The organism is Trinickia diaoshuihuensis (genome assembly GCF_003390925.1).
GTDB classification, from domain to species: Bacteria; Pseudomonadota; Gammaproteobacteria; order Burkholderiales; family Burkholderiaceae; genus Trinickia; species Trinickia diaoshuihuensis.
Genome location: NZ_QUBS01000069.1, coordinates 12,257 through 28,600, shown reverse-complemented (window position 1 = coordinate 28,600; position 16,344 = coordinate 12,257). Strand labels below are relative to the sequence as shown.

General features: G+C 61.2%; 15 protein-coding genes. 5 read left to right on the top strand and 10 right to left on the bottom strand.

The genetic code is table 11. The annotated features are described in order from the left end of the window. Positions 1-49: 49 nt before the first annotated feature. The 7 genes from DXT59_RS13890 to DXT59_RS13860 all read right to left on the bottom strand — a co-directional run bounded on the left by DXT59_RS13890 (position 50) and on the right by DXT59_RS13860 (position 7,744). Positions 50-814 (bottom strand): FadR/GntR family transcriptional regulator, encoded by a 765-nt coding sequence (locus DXT59_RS13890; protein ID WP_240324508.1) that lies wholly within the window; start codon positions 812-814, stop codon positions 50-52. Between the two features lie 18 nt (positions 815-832). Further along, entirely contained in the window at positions 833-2,344 is a 1,512-nt protein-coding gene (arfA, locus tag DXT59_RS13885; RefSeq protein ID WP_116137477.1) for an arabinosylfuranosidase ArfA, read from the bottom strand. A 57-nt stretch (positions 2,345-2,401) separates the two neighbouring features. After that, on the bottom strand, positions 2,402-3,733 hold the full coding sequence (locus DXT59_RS13880; protein WP_116137476.1) for an extracellular solute-binding protein: 1,332 nt from the start codon (positions 3,731-3,733) through the stop codon (positions 2,402-2,404). Between the two features lie 121 nt (positions 3,734-3,854). Further along, a complete protein-coding gene (locus DXT59_RS13875) occupies positions 3,855-4,718 on the bottom strand; it encodes a carbohydrate ABC transporter permease (protein WP_116137475.1) in 864 nt (287 codons plus the stop codon). Further along, entirely contained in the window at positions 4,715-5,641 is a 927-nt protein-coding gene (locus DXT59_RS13870; protein ID WP_116137474.1) for a carbohydrate ABC transporter permease, read from the bottom strand. The genes DXT59_RS13875 and DXT59_RS13870 overlap by 4 nt, the downstream gene beginning before the upstream one ends. Continuing rightward, positions 5,631-6,719, bottom strand: a complete 1,089-nt coding sequence (locus tag DXT59_RS13865; protein WP_116137473.1) for an ABC transporter ATP-binding protein — start codon at positions 6,717-6,719, stop codon at positions 5,631-5,633. Before DXT59_RS13865 ends, DXT59_RS13870 begins: the two co-directional genes overlap by 11 nt. A 131-nt stretch (positions 6,720-6,850) precedes the next feature. Continuing rightward, positions 6,851-7,744: a LysR substrate-binding domain-containing protein gene (locus DXT59_RS13860; RefSeq protein WP_116137472.1), complete on the bottom strand. Its 894-nt coding sequence runs from the start codon at positions 7,742-7,744 to the stop codon at positions 6,851-6,853. Positions 7,745-7,839: 95 nt separating this feature from the next. On the opposite strand from DXT59_RS13860, the gene DXT59_RS13855 reads away from it, so the two are divergent. The 4 genes from DXT59_RS13855 to DXT59_RS13840 all read left to right on the top strand — a co-directional run bounded on the left by DXT59_RS13855 (position 7,840) and on the right by DXT59_RS13840 (position 11,431). Continuing rightward, a complete protein-coding gene (locus tag DXT59_RS13855; protein ID WP_162878071.1) occupies positions 7,840-8,232 on the top strand; it encodes a 5-carboxymethyl-2-hydroxymuconate Delta-isomerase in 393 nt (130 codons plus the stop codon). A gap of 79 nt (positions 8,233-8,311) precedes the next feature. Then, positions 8,312-9,619 (top strand): MFS transporter, encoded by a 1,308-nt coding sequence (locus DXT59_RS13850; RefSeq protein WP_116137470.1) that lies wholly within the window; start codon positions 8,312-8,314, stop codon positions 9,617-9,619. A 174-nt stretch (positions 9,620-9,793) separates the two neighbouring features. Further along, entirely contained in the window at positions 9,794-10,831 is a 1,038-nt protein-coding gene (locus DXT59_RS13845) for a polysaccharide deacetylase family protein (RefSeq protein ID WP_116137469.1), read from the top strand. Positions 10,832-10,924: 93 nt separating this feature from the next. Continuing rightward, a complete protein-coding gene (locus tag DXT59_RS13840; protein ID WP_116137468.1) occupies positions 10,925-11,431 on the top strand; it encodes a GNAT family N-acetyltransferase in 507 nt (168 codons plus the stop codon). A gap of 24 nt (positions 11,432-11,455) precedes the next feature. Here DXT59_RS13840 and DXT59_RS13835 read toward each other — a convergent pair whose 3' ends face one another. Further along, positions 11,456-12,904, bottom strand: a complete 1,449-nt coding sequence (locus DXT59_RS13835) for an amidase (protein ID WP_116137467.1) — start codon at positions 12,902-12,904, stop codon at positions 11,456-11,458. A gap of 150 nt (positions 12,905-13,054) precedes the next feature. On the opposite strand from DXT59_RS13835, the gene DXT59_RS13830 reads away from it, so the two are divergent. Continuing rightward, positions 13,055-13,966, top strand: coding sequence for a LysR family transcriptional regulator (locus DXT59_RS13830; protein ID WP_116137491.1), 912 nt, complete (start codon positions 13,055-13,057; stop codon positions 13,964-13,966). A gap of 10 nt (positions 13,967-13,976) precedes the next feature. On the opposite strand, the gene DXT59_RS13825 is transcribed toward DXT59_RS13830, so the two are convergent. Together DXT59_RS13825 and DXT59_RS13820 are read right to left on the bottom strand one after the other, a co-directional pair. Next, positions 13,977-14,669: a hypothetical protein gene (locus DXT59_RS13825; RefSeq protein WP_116137466.1), complete on the bottom strand. Its 693-nt coding sequence runs from the start codon at positions 14,667-14,669 to the stop codon at positions 13,977-13,979. Between the two features lie 174 nt (positions 14,670-14,843). Further along, entirely contained in the window at positions 14,844-16,247 is a 1,404-nt protein-coding gene (locus DXT59_RS13820) for an MFS transporter (RefSeq protein WP_116137465.1), read from the bottom strand. Positions 16,248-16,344 lie beyond the last annotated feature (97 nt).

Below are 16,344 nucleotides of genomic sequence, written 5' to 3'. Positions count from 1 at the left end.
ACGACGGTTGTTCTCGTCGTAGCGCCCGTCTCGAGTACCTCACCCTAGCTTACGGCGCAATCGTATAGCGCTGTATCCGCTCCCGCGACGATTCGAGCAAACGTGTCATCGCAGCCGACGCCTTATCGGCCTCGCGCGCCACGATATGCCTGCGCACCGCATCGTGCAGTTCGAGGTCCTCGCTCGGCTGTGCTGCTTGACGCTGCATCATTTCCGACGAGACGCGCAATGCGGCTTTAATGGCATTGCCGATCGTAATAAACATCCCGTTTTGCGACGCCGTGATAATCGCGAGATGAAATTCGAGGTTCGCGTCGGCCGCGGCGCGAATATCGGAAGCGCCATGCTGCGCCGATTGTCCGTAGGCCGCCGCGAGTTCCAGATAACGCCGCTCGATGATTTGAAACGTCTCCTCCTTACCGTGACGCGCGGCTAAAAAACTCGCACGCGGCTCGAAACACAGTCGCATTTCGAAAATGTCTTCGACGATCTTCGAATCGAACTGCGCGTTGAGCCGCCACGCGAGCACGTCGCGATCCAATAAATTCCAATCGGAGAAAGGCAAGACACGGGTGCCGATTTTTGGCGAAACCGCAATGAGCCGTTTGCCGGCCAGTTGCTTGATCGCTTCGCGCAACGTCGTTCGACTCACGCCATACGCGCTGCATAGTTCGCTTTCAACCGGCAGCGCATCGCCCGGCGCGAACTCGCCCGAGACCACGCGCATGCCGATTATCTTCGCGATCTGCGTCGTAATATTGCCAACGATCGGTTCGCGCTCGAACATCACTTCCCCTTCATAGGCATCGCGCACCAGGGCGTCCGTGCCGCGTTATCTTGCGGTCGTCACAATCACGTTCCACGAGCCCGGCTTGAGCTTCGCTCTGACGCGCTCGCCATCGACCGACACGGCGGTGTTGATTGTCGGCGCCACCGTCATCGGCGCATCCACCGTGTTCACCGCTTTCATGTTGGCATGATACAACTCGATCGCCTGATCGAGCGCGCGCTCTCGACCGAGACCGCGCAACTCGATATCGAGTTCCATATCGTCGCTCAGATGTCGATTCAGCGCGAATACCACCGTCTTGCCCGTGGCGCGATCGTCTACCACCGCGGCGCACAGATATGGAATCTCAGGAAAGGTTTCCGCCTCGTAAGCCGGGGATTCGATAACGGGCTTGAGCACGCGCCCGTGCCCGAATTTGGACGCATGCGAGAACGGATGAAAGATGGTCTGCCGCCACGCGCGGCCGCCCGGCTCGGTCATGATCGGCCCGATGACGTTGACGAGCTGCGCGAGGCAAGCGCTTTTCACTCGGTCCGCATTGTTCATCATCGTGATCAACGCGCCTCCGACCACAATGGCATCTTCGTGGTTGTAGACCTCTTCGATGAGGCGCGGAGCCTCCGGCCAACCCGGCTTGCGCAAATCATTGATGGTGCGTGCCTTGTACCACACGTTCCACTCGTCGAACGACAGCATGATCCGCTTGGATGAATGCTTGCGTGCCGCCACGCTGTCCGCCACGGCCGCGATTTCCTTGATGAACAGGTCCATGACTTCGATGTTGCCGAAGAATTCGGCCGTCGAATCGCGCCTATTCTCGAAGTAGGTGTGCAGCGAAATGAAATCGACTTGCTCGAAGCAGTGATCGAGGACACGATCCTCCCAGATACCGTAGGTCGGCATCTCGTGCGTGGAAGAGCCGCAAGCCGCGAGTTGAATCGTCGGGTCCACCGAGCGCATCACCTTGGCGGTCTCCAGCGCAGCGCGCCCATATTCCTCCGCGGTCTTGCGGCAGATCTGCCAGGGGCCGTCCATCTCGTTGCCGAGACACCAGAACTTGATGTCGTGCGGTTTTTCATAGCCGTGCTCGCGGCGCAGATCGGACAGCGCCGTGCCGCCCGGATGGTTGCAGTATTCGATGAAGCGGCGGGCCTCGTCGGGCCCTCGCGTGCCCAGATTCACGCCGTACATAGGCTCGATATCGAGCGCCCGGCACCACTCGATGAACTCATTGGTGCCGAATTGATTCGTTTCCGTCGAATACCATGCAAGGTCGAGACGGCGCGGGCGTCTTTCGCGCGGCCCCACGCCGTCCTCCCAGTTGTAGCCCGAGAGAAAGTTTCCGCCCGGGTAACGCACGATCGTCGGGCCGAGTTCACGCGTCAGCGCCATGACGTCCTGGCGAAAGCCGCGTTCGTCGGCTTCCGGGTGCCCGGGCTCGAAAATACCGGTGTAGACGCAGCGGCCCATGTGTTCGACGAAAACGCCGAACATGCGCCGGTCAAGCTCGGAGATCACGAAGTCGCGATCGACGATAAGACGGGAAGCGATCATGGTGTTCCTCTATCCATCCTTTAGCGATGTGGAGTGGCGCGCGAGGCTTCAATCACGTTATCGCGCGAGCAAGGCGTTGGTGCGTTGTTCGGCTTCCTTTTGGACGTCGGCAACCGGCTTGCCGGTCGAGAGCATGTTGCTGATCTCCTCGCCCACGATCTGCTGAATCGCGAACTGCCGGGGGACCGTATTGGGCAGCGCGTAGCCGGTGGCGGAGATTTCCTTGATTTCCGAGCGATGCGGTAGCGCGTTGAACGAGGCGCTCGTGATGACCGACTGCCGCGCCGGCAAATGTCCGGTACGGGCCCAGTCGGCATCGTGGTCGTATAGGAACTTGAGGAACACGAACGCGGCATGCCGCGTTTTCTCGTCCTTCGCTCCGCCCTTGAGCATGACCCACGAATGCCCGTCGGCCCACACGGCCTTCTTTTGGAAGAGATTCGGGAACGGCACGACGTCGTAGCCGTCCGCCAGCGCCGTACCCGGTTTTTTAGAAAGATTCGTGAAATCCTCGATCACCCAAGTGCCGCACATCAGCACACCCGCCTTGCCGTTCTCGAATGCCTGGTTCGCCGCGCCGTAGTCCAATCCTGGTGTGATATCGCCCGCTTTCATGAGCTTGTCGTAAAGCGTAAGCGCATTGGCGGCGGCCGGCGTATGCGTGTCGATCTTCGTCGGACCGCTAGGAAACAGCGTACCGTTTTGCTGATACACCCACGTGTAGAAGCTGCGGGTTTGCGCAGCCGACTCGTTGGCGATCGGCACCGCGAAGTACGGAAGCCCCGTCTTCTCCTTGAACTGTTTCGCTTGCGTCAGCAGTTCGTCCGGTGTTTTAGGCAAGACGGGCTTGCCGCTCGCATCGACGAGCCCTGCCTTCTTGAAAAGATTCACGTTGATATGCCAGAGCCACGAATGCGTATCGAACGGCAATGCATAGGTCTTGTCGCCGAAGGTGATGGCGCGGTGCGCTTGACTCGTGAAATCGGCTTTGTCGATGCCCACCGACTTGAAGCCGTCATCGAGCGGCTCGACCAGATTGCGCTTCACGTAGTCGCCCAGCACGGCCTCGTGCATGACCGAGATCGTCGGCACGTCGCGGCTCAAGATGCGCGCGTCGAGCTGCGTATAGTACGGCGACCATTCGATGATCTGAGGCTTCACGACGATATCTTCCTTGTTCGTCGCATTGAACGCGTTCACGATCGTCGTGATGATCCCGCACTCTCCCGACGCCTTGCTCACGTCCGTCACCTTGCCGTATTCGGCGTCGCAAGCCCCGAAAAAACGCGAAAGCGTAATTTCCGTCTTCGCTTGAGCCGGCGCAGCCAGTGTTGCAGCGATTCCGAGCGAGGCAAGCGCGAGCGCGCGGCGCACGAACGATCTATTCATCTCTGTCTCCTGGAAAAACCGGCGGCATGCAGGCTTCACGCGCGCGCCTTTTCTTTAATTAGGACCTCTAATCGACAACGATCGATCTATTTGAATCTAACCGTCCGGATACGCCGCTGGATTACCGCGCGGCGGTCCCTGACACGGCTGCGACGATGTACTTCTGGAAGAACAGATACAACACGAAGATGGGAAGTCCGGCGAAGATCGCCTGCGCCATGAGGTACCCGATGCCCTCCGACTGCGCGAAATTGCCTTGAGTGGATGCGAGTCCGATCGTCAACGTGTACATCTCCGGCTTCGACGCCGACACGAGCGGCCACAGGTAATCGTTCCATGCACTGAGGAACGTGAAGATCGCCAGCGTGGCCTGAGCGGGCAGCGACAGCGGAAGGACGACGCGCCAAAACACCTTGAAGCGCGAGGCATTGTCGAGCAACGCCGCCTCCTCGATCTCGATCGGTACGGCCTTGAAGTATTGCGTCATCAAGTACACCCCGAATGGGGATGCAAGCCGAGGCAGGATCAGCGCGCCGTAAGTATTGTGCCAATCGAGCGCCGCGAAAATGTGGTGCAGCGGAATCACGAGCGCCTGCTCGGGTACGGCGAGGCCGCAAAGGCAAAGGATGTAGACATAACGCCGGCCAGGGAACTCCGTGCGGGCGAAGCCGTAGCCTGCGAGCGAGGCGATGACGAGCGTCAGCAACGTCTGGCCGACGGAAGCAATCAAACTATTGACGAGCCATCCGCCGACCGCCGACGTATGGAGGATGTTCGTATAGTTTTGCAGCGTGAAGGGCGGCGAGAAGAGGACGTCGGTATGCTGCTCGAGAAATGCGTTGGGCTTGAACGAGAGGCACAGCACCCAGAGCAGCGGCGTAATCCAAAGCAGCGCGAGCGCAATCACCGCGCCGAGCATCAAGCGATCGCCAAGGCGTCCGCCGATGGCGCCGCCCGCACGTGCGTCGAAAGCCAGTGTGCTCATGCTCTCTCCTTCTTACGCAGTAACCAGGCTTGCACGGCCACGCCGATCAGCATCAACGCGAAGAGGACCTGTGCCGCCGCCGCGGAATAGCCGAACGACCATTGGCGGAAGCCCGTTTCATAGATGAATTGCACGAGCGGCCGCGTGGAGTTGTTCGGCCCGCCATCCGTGAGCAACTGAGCCTGGCCGAACAACTGGAATTGCAATACGGCCTCGACGACGGCTACGAGCGCGACGGTTCGCCAAATCGACGGTAGGGTGATTTTCGTGAAAATGCGCCAGCGTGTCGCGTTGTCGAGCGCGGCGGCTTCGTACAGCTCGGGTGGAATTTGCTGGAGTGCGGCAAGGAACAGCATCATCGGCAGCCCCATGATCCACCAGAGCGTCACCACCGCAATCGCCGGTAATGCGGTGGCCTCATGCATCAGCGGCAGGAATTCCGGTAGATGCAACGCACGGCTTACGTCCGCGAGCAAGCCATTACCGGGCATCATCACCAGCTTCCAAACCAGCGTGACGATCGTGACGGACAGCACCGAAGAGCCGAAAAACAATGCGCGCAATGCGGCGCCCAAGCGTCCCGGGCGATTCAACACGAGGGCCAAGGCGAGGCCGAGCGCCACGAAGACAGGGACCGTCAACAGCACGAAGTAAAACGTATTGCGCATCGCGCCGCGAAATATCGGGTCGAGCGCGAGGTCGAGATAGTTGCGCAAACCGATGAATTCGCTCGTGCCGGCCAGTAGATCCACGCGTTGAAGACTGAGCCACCAGCCGAAGCTTAGCGGCACGACCAGCAGTAGCAAGTACACGATCACGAACGGCAGCACGAACAAAGCGTTCGACCACGGAGCGCGCAGATCGCGCCGCCGATGCTCGCGCCCCTTCGGCAGCGGCATCGACAAGGAGCGGTCAGAGGCCATGCCAAGCCTTCCCGGTTTCGTCGAATAGATGCAGATGAGCGGCATCGAGGCTCATCCGAACGGTATCGCCGATTTGGATCTCGAGCTCGGACGCGCGGGGCAATTCAGCCACGAGCAATTGACCGTTAGCCATGCTGATATGCGCGAGCGAGCGGTCGCCGAGCCGCTCGATCACTTCGGCACGGCCGGCGAGCGGCCCTTGCGGATCGAGCACAACGTGTTCGGCGCGGACACCTAAGGTGAGTTTGCCTGCCGGCAAGCTCGAAGTGGAAATCGCGGTCGGTGTTCGCACGCCGTCGAACGGCAGCTTAGCGATGAGCCGGCCGCCGTTTTCGCCCGCGCGCTCGATATCGATGAAATTCATTGCCGGGGCGCCGACAAAGCCCGCAACGAAGCGCGTCGCGGGTCGTTTATAGATCTCGAGCGGAGCGCCGATCTGTTCGATACGGCCTCGATTCATGACCACGATTCGTGTCGCCAGCGTCATCGCCTCCACTTGATCGTGGGTGACGAACACCATCGTGGCATGCAAGCGCTGATGGATTCGCGCAAGCTCCAGCCTCGTGCGCGTGCGCAATGCGGCATCGAGATTGGACAGGGGTTCGTCGAATAAAAATGCTTGGGGTTCTTTAACGACGGCCCGGCCTATTGCCACGCGTTGCCGCTGCCCGCCCGACAACTGCGCCGGACGCCGCGTAAGTAGAGCACCGAGTTCTAGCATGCGGGCGGCTTCGGCAATGCGCTGCTCCACGATGCCCGCGCTGACGCCCGTATTGCGCAAGCCGAATGCCATGTTGTCGTACACGGTCATATGCGGATAAAGCGCGTAATGCTGAAACACCATCGCCACGCCGCGCTTGCCCGGCGGCTGCTCGTTCACGCGCCGGTCGCCAATGCTGATCTGCCCTTCGCTGACGGTTTCGAGGCCTGCGATCATCCGCAGCAACGTGGACTTTCCGCAACCGGAAGGGCCGAGAAAGACGAGGAACTCTCCCGAGTGAATGTCGAGGTCGAGGCCGTTGATGACCTCCGTTTCGCCATACCGCTTCGTTACGCCGCTCAATCGGATGCCCGTCACGGTGCCTCCTAGGAGTAGTCTCGTACCGCCGCAAATAGTATGTTGATATTATGAAAAGAAATGCGTGATCACCCATCCGTGTAAACACTGACGCGCGTCGAATGCCTACGGATGCGCGCAGCGTCGGACGTTCATGCTGTGCCTATCCGTTCGATCAAGGCCTGCGCGAACTGCTCGATCGCGGGCGAGAAAGTCCGGCCCTTGCGCCAACGCAGCGCGCCGATACGCGTCAACCCGCCATCGGCGATCGGCGCCCAGGCGAGTCGCGTGTCGCGCGGCAATGCGAGGCGGCTCGCAATCGTCGCGTGTTGCCCAGTCTCCGCGAGCCGCATCAGAGAATCGACATTCGTGGCTTCGACACGCACGTCGAGCGCAATGTTTGCCTTCGCGAAGACGGCATCGATTTGCCTGCGCATGGCGAAGTCCCCGTTCAGCAACGCAAGGGGATGCCGCGCCACCGTCTGCAATGGCACCTGACGCTTGCGCCCGCCCGACGGCGCAAGCCAAGCTAGGCCCAGCTTCTCCTCGAATAACGTGCGCTGGTCGATCTCGGCGCTCGACAGATGCGAAAACGCGACGCCCACATCGAGTTCGTTTTCCGACAGAGCTCGATCGATTGCGGCGGCCGGCAACTCACGTACCGACACACGCAATTGCGGATGCCGAGTGAGCACCGCGGCAATTGCCGGAACGACGAGCGAACGCGCATACGTTTCGATGGCGCCGATACGTAACGCGCCTTGCACCAAATGCGTCTGATCCACCGCATCGGTCAGGACGCGATCGATTTGAGCGAGCAGCGGATCGAGCTGTGCGTATAGCCGCTCACCGGCATGGGTAAGCGCAATGCCGCGGCCCACGCGGTCGATCAACGCTACGCCGATGAGTGCCGTCAATTCGCGAAGATGCTGCGACAGCGCCGGCTGCGTCAAATGCAATTCGGCCGCGGCTCGCGTCACGCTGCCGGTTCGCGCGACCGCGATGAAGCTACGCATGAGCCGCAGATCGATCGCCGCCGTATTCATAACCGTTCCTTATCTGTTGTATCGACAAAGATAAATATACACGACGGTTCTTCGCCCCTATGCTTCGGCCATCCTGACGAACCCGAGCGTGATCGATGCCACACCTCATATATGAAGCGACGCCAGCCATGCGGCGGGCGATAGACTTCGCGCAACTGGCGCGCAAGGTTCATGAGCGCCTCGCTGCCACGGGTCACGCGGTGCTCGACGAACTCAAGAGCCGCCTATACGCCGCCGATGAATTTCTCGCCGGAGACGATCCAAGCGGCGAATTCATCGTCGTTCGACTCCTCCTCTCGAAGCCGAGGTCTCCTCACGTTAAGCAATTAATGGGTGAAACCGTACACGACGCGGTCAGAGAAGCCGTCGCGAACGACGTCGGCGACGGCTGGTGGCAGTGCTGCGTATTCGTCGTGGACGCGAGCGCCGAGCCCTATCTCAAGTCCGTTTCGGGAAGACACCGGGGCGCCCTGGCGGACGTGGTTTGAAACGGCGGGCCATGAGCCGTGAACCCGCGGCTCGGCCAATAGAACAAGACAGGAGACGACTGTGAACACCATCGATGCAATGAAAGGCGCTGTCGCGCCCCTTCCTCCCGAGACGCAAACGGCCGCGCCGGACGAGAAGCTGTACCGGCGTATCGTCTGGCGCCTCATGCCGCTGCTCTTGGTCGCTCAAGTGCTCGCGTATCTCGACCGCGTGAACGTGGGAACGGCCAAGCTCCAAATGGCGGCGCAGCTTGGCTTTAGCGAAGCCGTGTACGGCTTCGGCGCGGGTATCTTCTTTGTCGGCTACTTCCTCTTCGAAGTGCCGAGCAACTTGATGCTGCATCGTTTCGGAGCGCGCCGTTGGATCGCAAGGATCATGATCACTTGGGGCATCGCGTCCGCGGCAGCGGCGCTCGTACAGACGCCCGCGAGTTTCTATCTTCAGCGCTTCTTGCTCGGCATGGCGGAGGCGGGATTCTTTCCAGGCATCGTCCTTTACCTAACGTATTGGTTTCCGGCGCATCGGCGCGGTCGCATGACCACGTTGTTCATGAGTGCCACGGCGGTCGCCGGCATTTTCGGCAACCTGCTTTCCGGCTGGATCATGGCGAATCTCGACGGCTTCGCGACCCTCGCGGGCTGGCGCTGGAATTTCATCGTCGGTGGGCTGCCGACGATCGCCGTCGGTATGACGATCCGCCTTTTGCTGCCGGATGCGCCCAGCGACGCGCGCTGGCTCTCGTCCGCCGAGGCGCAAGCCGTGCGTCGCGCACTCGTCGACGACAATCCCGCGGCTGCAGTCCTCCCGGGTGTCGGAAGGACTTCGTTCATCGACCTCCTACTCCTCTCTTCAATCTACTTTCTGCTGCTTGCAGGGCTTTATGGCCTCGGCTTCTGGTTGCCGACGCTAGTTAGGTCCGCCGGCTCGTCCAACCTCGCGGCGATCGGTTTACAAAGCGCGATTCCGTACGCGACCGCCATCGTCGCCATGAACCTCTGTGCGCGCCGCGCCGACCGCCACCGCAGTTGGCTCATCTACGTCGCGGGCGGGGCCGCGATGGCCGCGATCGGTTTTGCGCTGATGGCGCTCGGAAATCAGAGCTTGTCGTATGTGCTCATCGGCGCCTCGATCAGTTGCGCCGGCACGCTCACCGCCCTACCGCTGTTTTGGAATTTGCCCACTGCTCGGCTTTCCGGAACGGCTGCCGCGGCCGGTATCGCGGCAATCAACAGCATCGGCAACCTATCGGGCTTCTTTGGGCCGTTTGCCTTCGGCTGGTTGAAGGATCGTTTTCACGATGCCACCGTTTCCACCGCGTTACTGGCATTGAGTGCGTCGGCGGCCGCGCTGCTGACACTCGCTTGGCGCAACCGTTCGCGCCGCTAGAGGCGGCCAACGGAGCGCTTTCCTGTATGGCTTGAAAGTCTGTTCATCGCAAGCCCAATTCTCGAATCGTCTCATCGGCCGGAGAATCTTTTCGGGACTTGCGAGCGCTTCTCCAAGAATCTCTACGACTTCGTCGCTCAACCCATCAAGCGTCCCGAGGATACCGACATGCCCATGAAAGAAAACGCCGCACATCACTCATTGAACGAACAGACGCCGAGTACGCCTAGCCGGCGCGCATTCATGGCCCAGGCGGGCCTAGGCGCGGGTGCCCTCGCACTGGGCGCCGTCATGGCGGGCCAAGCCTCCGCGCAAAGCAATCCACTCTCCGCCGGCACCACCGCCGCCCCGAAGCAAGGCGAGTTTTGGCCCAACGGGGCACGCCTCGTCATTTCCATTTCCATGCAGTTCGAAGCAGGTGGCCAGCCGCCGAAGGGCGCGGACAATCCCTTCCCGAAAGTGGACTTTCCGCCGAGCGTACCGGCTGATCTGGCCGGGCAGACTTGGTTTGCCTACGGCTATCGCGAGGGTATTCCGCGGATGCTCGATCTATGGGACCGTCACGGCGTGAAGGTGTCGTGTCATATGATCGGCGAGGCCGCCAAGCGCCATCCCGAACTGGCTCGCGAGATCGTCGCGCGTGGACACGAAGCGACGGGTCATGGGCCGCGCTGGAGCTCGCAATATGCGATGACGCCGGCGCAAGAACGTGAGTTCCTGATCCAAGCGCAATCGATGGTGGAAGAGGTCACCGGGCAGCGGCCGATCGGATACAACTGCAACTGGCTGCGACGTGGACCGAACACGCTCGGCCTTTTGCAGGAGCTAGGCTACGTTTATCACATCGACGATCTGAGCCGCGACGAGCCGTTTATCGAAAAGGTCAACGGGAAGGACTTTGTCGTCGTCCCCTACACGCTGCGCAACAACGATATCTTGCTGGTGGAAGGCCGCAATTACTCGCCGGACAAATTTCTCGAGCAAATCAAGTTCGACTTCGACCAACTCTATGAAGAGGCGGGATCGCGCCGGCGCATGATGTCGATCAGCGCGCACGATCGCATCAGCGGGTCGCCGCAGATGGTGCGCGCGTGGGATCAATTCCTGCGCTATGCGAAGAGCCATCCCGGCGTGGCGTTCATGCGTAAGGACGATATCGCACGCTACGCACTGCAAAGCCCCATCACGGTGCGTGAGACCGAGACCATCTAACGGCTGGTTCGGTCGATATGGCAGGTGTAGCGTTGCACGGCGGCGGGGCGATCCGGTAATGTAGCGAGTCCCCTCTCGCGGTGCCTTAAAAACATGATCACGATCCGTCCGCTATGCCCCGACGATGCCGAACGTTTCAAATCATTGCGCGTGCTCGCCGCTGAGACCGCGCCGGCATCGATATGGCCTACCCCGGACGAGGAGCTGGCAAGGCCGATCGAACACATGCAAGCGCGCATCGAGACCACGCCGGTCCAAACCGTCTTTGGCGCCTTCGACGGTGAGGTACTCGCCGGTATAACCGGGGTTCGCCGCGAGCCATTGCTGAAGGTCAGCCATAAGGCCACGATATGGGGCGTGTTCGTGAACCCCGCATATCGTGGCCGCGGAATCGCGCAGGCACTGCTGACGGCTGCGTCCAATCATGCATCGGAAAGCTGGCACGTCGTTCAACTCATGCTCTGCGTGAACGCGGAAAACGTGGCGGCAAAGAATCTCTACTTGTCGCAAGGCTTCCGGACGTTCGGCGTAGAACCGCGCGCGATGCGGGTCGGCGATCGGTTCTATGACGAGGAGCATATGTGTAAGCCGCTGCGCTAGACGACGACTGGATTTCTGGCGAACTCAGGCCCCCGCCCAAATCGGCGGCCGCCGTTTCGCCCAGGGCCTCGCCGCTTCGAGTTGCCCCGCCAGTCTCAGCAGCATGTCCTCCCGTGCGAAGCCCGCCGCGAATTGGACGCCTATCGGCAGCCCCGACTCGGGATGCACTTCGAGCGGCACCGACATCGCCGGCACGCCCGCGACGTTCATCGGCGGCGTGAAGGGCGCATGGCGAAACACATGTTCAGTCCATTCAAGTCCGTTCATGTGCTCGGCGCCGGCGCTGTATGTACCGATCGGCGGCGGCATACGTCCAAGCGTCGGGGTAAGCAGCACGTCGTATCGTTCGAACCAAGCGCCGATCGCGCGCGTGACCGTGTTGCGCGTAACCAATGCGCCCGCGAAAGACGAGGCGTTGCGGTCCGAGCCATAGCGAAAGCACGCCAAAGTGGCGGGCTCGAGGGTCGTGGGATCTATCGGCCTGCCTGTCGCGGCCGCCAGCGCTTCGATCCAACCGACCAGTGTCGCGGTCCAAATCGTCGCATTCATGTCGACGAACGCCTCCCAGGAAACGCCCAAGTCCATCGTCGCTTCGTGCACCTCGTGCCCCAAGTCCTCCAGAAGCGCGATCGTCGAGTGCGTGGCCGCGACGATTGCCGGATCGGTACGGTCGCCGCTCCATGGATCGGTCATGAACCCAATCCTGAGCGTGCCGGGGTCGCGGCCGACTTCGGAGACAAAGCTCCGTTCAGGCGCCGCCGTGACGTAGGGTTCACCGGTCGCGCCGCCTTGTACCGCGTCGAGCAACGCCGCGCTATCCCGCACGCTTCGGCTCACGCCCAATTGCACGCCGAATCCGGCGAACACCTCGTCGAGCGCCGGGCCGTTAGAGACGCGGCCACGCGTCGGCTTCAAACCGAAGAGGCCGGTGTAACCAGCGGGAATGCGAATCGAGCCCGCCGCGTCGGTGGCGTGCGCGAGCGGCACGATGCCCGCGGCCACCGCGGCCGCTGCGCCGCCGCTCGAACCTCCGGTGCTCGACTCGGGTTGCCATGGGTTGCGCGTCACGCCTTGCAGCGCGGATTCGGTCGTAGTGCTAAAAGCAAATTCCGGCGTGGTGGTGCGACCGATCGTGATCAATCCCGCCGCGCGGAACCGGGACATCAGCCACGAGTCGGCGGGCGCGACGAGACCACGGGCAAGCCGGCTCCCGAGTTCGAGCCGCTTGCCCTGCATGGATAAGGCAAGATCCTTGACAAGAAACGGCACGCCGGCGAGCGGCCCTGTGCCGTCGCTTGCACGAGCGCCGGCCTCGGCAGCCGGCCAGTGTTCGATAACAGCATTGATCTTCGGATTGACGGTCTCGATCGCCGATCGCGCCGCCTGCACGAGTTCCTCGGATGAGACCTCCTTCGCCGCAACCAATTGCGCCAACCCGATTGCGTCGTACCGCGTGTATTCGCTCAAATTCATGCTCGCCTCCGTTTGAATGAACGTGACGATAAGCGCGATACGGCTTTTCGATTAGTCCTCGAATTCAACATGGATTGTGCCGTATGCCGCACAATCCATCTGTTAGCTTGCGGCTGCCGCAACACCGTTCAAACGTTCATACCGATGCCGATGACAAGGGACCTTAACGACACGCTCGTTTTTCTTCGCGTGGTGCATTCGGGTAGCTTCACCGCTGCCGCCGCAGCACTGCGGATGCCGAAGACCACGGTAAGTCGAAGAGTGCGAGAATTGGAAGCGCATCTCGGTGCGCGGCTTTTACATCGCACGACGCGCAAGTTGCGCCTGACCGAAGCCGGCGCAGCCTATGTCGAGCGGTGCGGCGGTATCGTCAAGCAACTCGAGGACGCGGAAGACGCTGTCCAGCGCATTCGCGGAACGCCAGGAGGATGGTTGCGTATCACGCTGCCTTTCTCATTCGGCGCGACGTGGATCTCGCCGCTTATCGCGGGTTTTTGCTCGCAATACCCGGACGTACGTCTCGACATTCTCGCGACCCACGTGCCGCTCGATCTATACGATACCGAGATCGATCTCGCGCTGCGCCTCGGATCGCTTCCCGATTCGAGCTTAGTGGCGCGACGCTTAGGCAGCTTTTCGACGGCGCTCTACGCGAGCGCCGCTTATATCGAGCAAAACGGCGCCCCGCAAACGCCCGATGATCTTCGCCGCCATCGGACGCTCGCGCTCCATCAGGCCCGCAGTGAGAGCGGATACGCCTGGCCGCTGCGCACGGCCCGACGCAAACCGCGCCCGTATGCGGTCGATCCCGTCATCGTTGCGAGCGATCCCGCACTGGTACTCGATGCCGCGCGCGCGGGCAAGGGCATCATGCTGGCCATGGACGCCAGCATGATGCCTGAGCTCCAGGCAGGGCGCCTGGAAAGGGTGTTGCCCGAATGGATCGGACCGCCGCAGGAGTTGAATGCGCTATACCCTCACGAGCGAGCGCCCTCCGCTAAAGTCGAGGCGTTCGTGCGTTACTTGAAAACGCAGCTTCGGGCAGGGATAAAAGCGGACTGACTCGTCCTACTCACGCATTCGATTGCACGAAGTTATAGTGCCGGGCCTGCTTCAATACGTAGTAAGAGCCGCTCTGCCGCACGGCTTGTTCGAAGGCCGAGAGGATGTCGTTATGGTTCGCGCCGAACAGCAACAGAATGCTGTTCTTCGTGTTTTGCGCACCGGCGGCGACGCATGCCGCAAGATACCCCGCCACGGCAATCGATCGTTGCGCAACCGAGAGCCCTTGCCAAAAGTTCGGATTCGCGTTCGGCTGCGTGAGGTTCTCTTCTCTCACCACGTTGACGCCGGCAGCCGTCGGCGCCGCATAGGTACCGGACATCCCACGCTCGAAGACGACCATATTCACGCTCAACGCCGGTGCCGCCGCGGAGATCGCCGCGATCGCGGCATTGCCGCGTGCGGTGTCGGCCGCGTTTCCATGCGTTTCTCCGAGCATAATCACGTTCGTCGACGGCGTGCCGCTACCGTTCAAGAACGTCTGTAAATTCGCAGCCGTCGTACCCGCTGGGCTCGTGACGCTCGTGGATGCTATATCGTCGCCCGTCGGCTTGTTCGTGGCCGGATATTTCTGCGTCAGACCGGCGACCGTCTGCAGCACCAGCGACATGAAGTTACCCGGACCGCTCGGATTCGGCTTGTAAGCACTCGTATATAGCGAATAAAGCGCGGTGGCATATTCCGCCTGGGGCAGTGCGATCATCGTAATCACCTCGGTTAGGTTGGGGCGAACCGCTGAACGGATTGGTCCGCGCGGAAAACTGAATTCAATCTATTACCGAGTACCGCAAGCCGAAATGGGGCGATCGGGCCGCTCGAAGCGACGGGAATGACGTCATGGGCAACGAGGCACCGCTGCCCCCTAGTCGATCGTCCCTCAATCGATAACGATCGGCGCTCGCTGCGCACCTTCGCACGTAGGCCGCCCGCCACCGAGCCGCCACCGGCACAATGCAGCGCCGATCAAAAGCACCGCGACGGCCATCGCAATCGAAACATGCATACCGGCCATAAAGGCGCGCGTGCTCGTATCGCGCACGAGATAGCCGAATACGGCCACGCCGAGCAAGCCGCCTACCTGGCGCGCCGCATTGAGTACGCCGGAAGCGATGCCCACACGCGTCGGCTCCACCGACGATAACGTGACATTGATCAACGTCGGCACGATCAGCGCAATCCCGCTCGCCGCCAGCAACATCGGAAAGATCAGCCAGCCATATGCGCCAGCGGCCTGCACGGGCAGCAGCAGCAGATAACCAAGCGACGCCGCGATCAGTCCGAACGTCATGAGCCCGCGCGCACCCATTCGCGTCACGAGGCGTCCGGCCAGGATATTGACGAGCGCGAGTACGACGGTCATCGGCAGAAATGCAAAGCCGGTCAACTGCGGCGAGAAATGCTGCTGAAGTTGGAAGTACAGGCTGAAGACAAAAACCAACCCGTAGTACGCGAAGTTCACGATAACGCCGCAAATGGAGGCAACGGCAAAACCCGGTGCACCGAACAGGCTGAGCGGCAACATCGGCGAGCGGGCACGCATCTCGACCGCGATAAATGCGGCAATAAGCGTCGCGGTAAACGCCCAGCCAGCGAAAATCCACGCATTATCCCAACCCACTCTGGCTACCCCCGCCAGTGTCGCCGTGACCGTGGCGAGCGAAGCTATCGCGGCGAATTGGCCGAGCCAATCGAGGCTTCGCTGATGGCCTATGCCATCGTCTTGCACATACCGCAATGTCAAGCTCATGCAGATGAGCCCGATCGGCACGTTGATCAAAAAGATGCTGCGCCAGCCGAAATGCGTCACCAACGCGCCTCCCACGACAGGGCCAGCCGCCAAAGACATCCCTCCGAAGGCGCCCCACCAGCCGACCGCGCGGCTGCGCCGCTCGGGATCAGGGAACGCCCGTTGCAACATCGTCAACGAATTGGGCACCAATAGCGCCGCGCCCACGCCTTGCAGCAATCGCGCGGCCACCAATATTCCGAATTGTCGAGCGGCACCGCAGCCGATGGAGGCCACGGTGAACAAGACCAGCCCGCAAAGAAATACGCGGCGCGGTCCGAAACGATCGCCCAACGCCCCGCTTGTTAAAAGCAATGCGGCGAAAACCAAGGTATAGGCATTGATCACCCATTGCAGATCCACCACATCGATATCGAAGCGCCGCAGCAGCGCATCGAGCGCCACGTTGACGACGCTCACATCGAGCAGTACGACGACAAAGCCCAATGCCGCAGCCAGCAACGTACCCCGCGGCGAAACAGATCGCCCGTTCATATCGCCTCATTCGAAGAATCCAGATAGCCGCGATAGTGGGGGACGGCCCTCCGTGCGTAAATTCGGTAAGATCGCACATCATCTATGAAAAAATGCA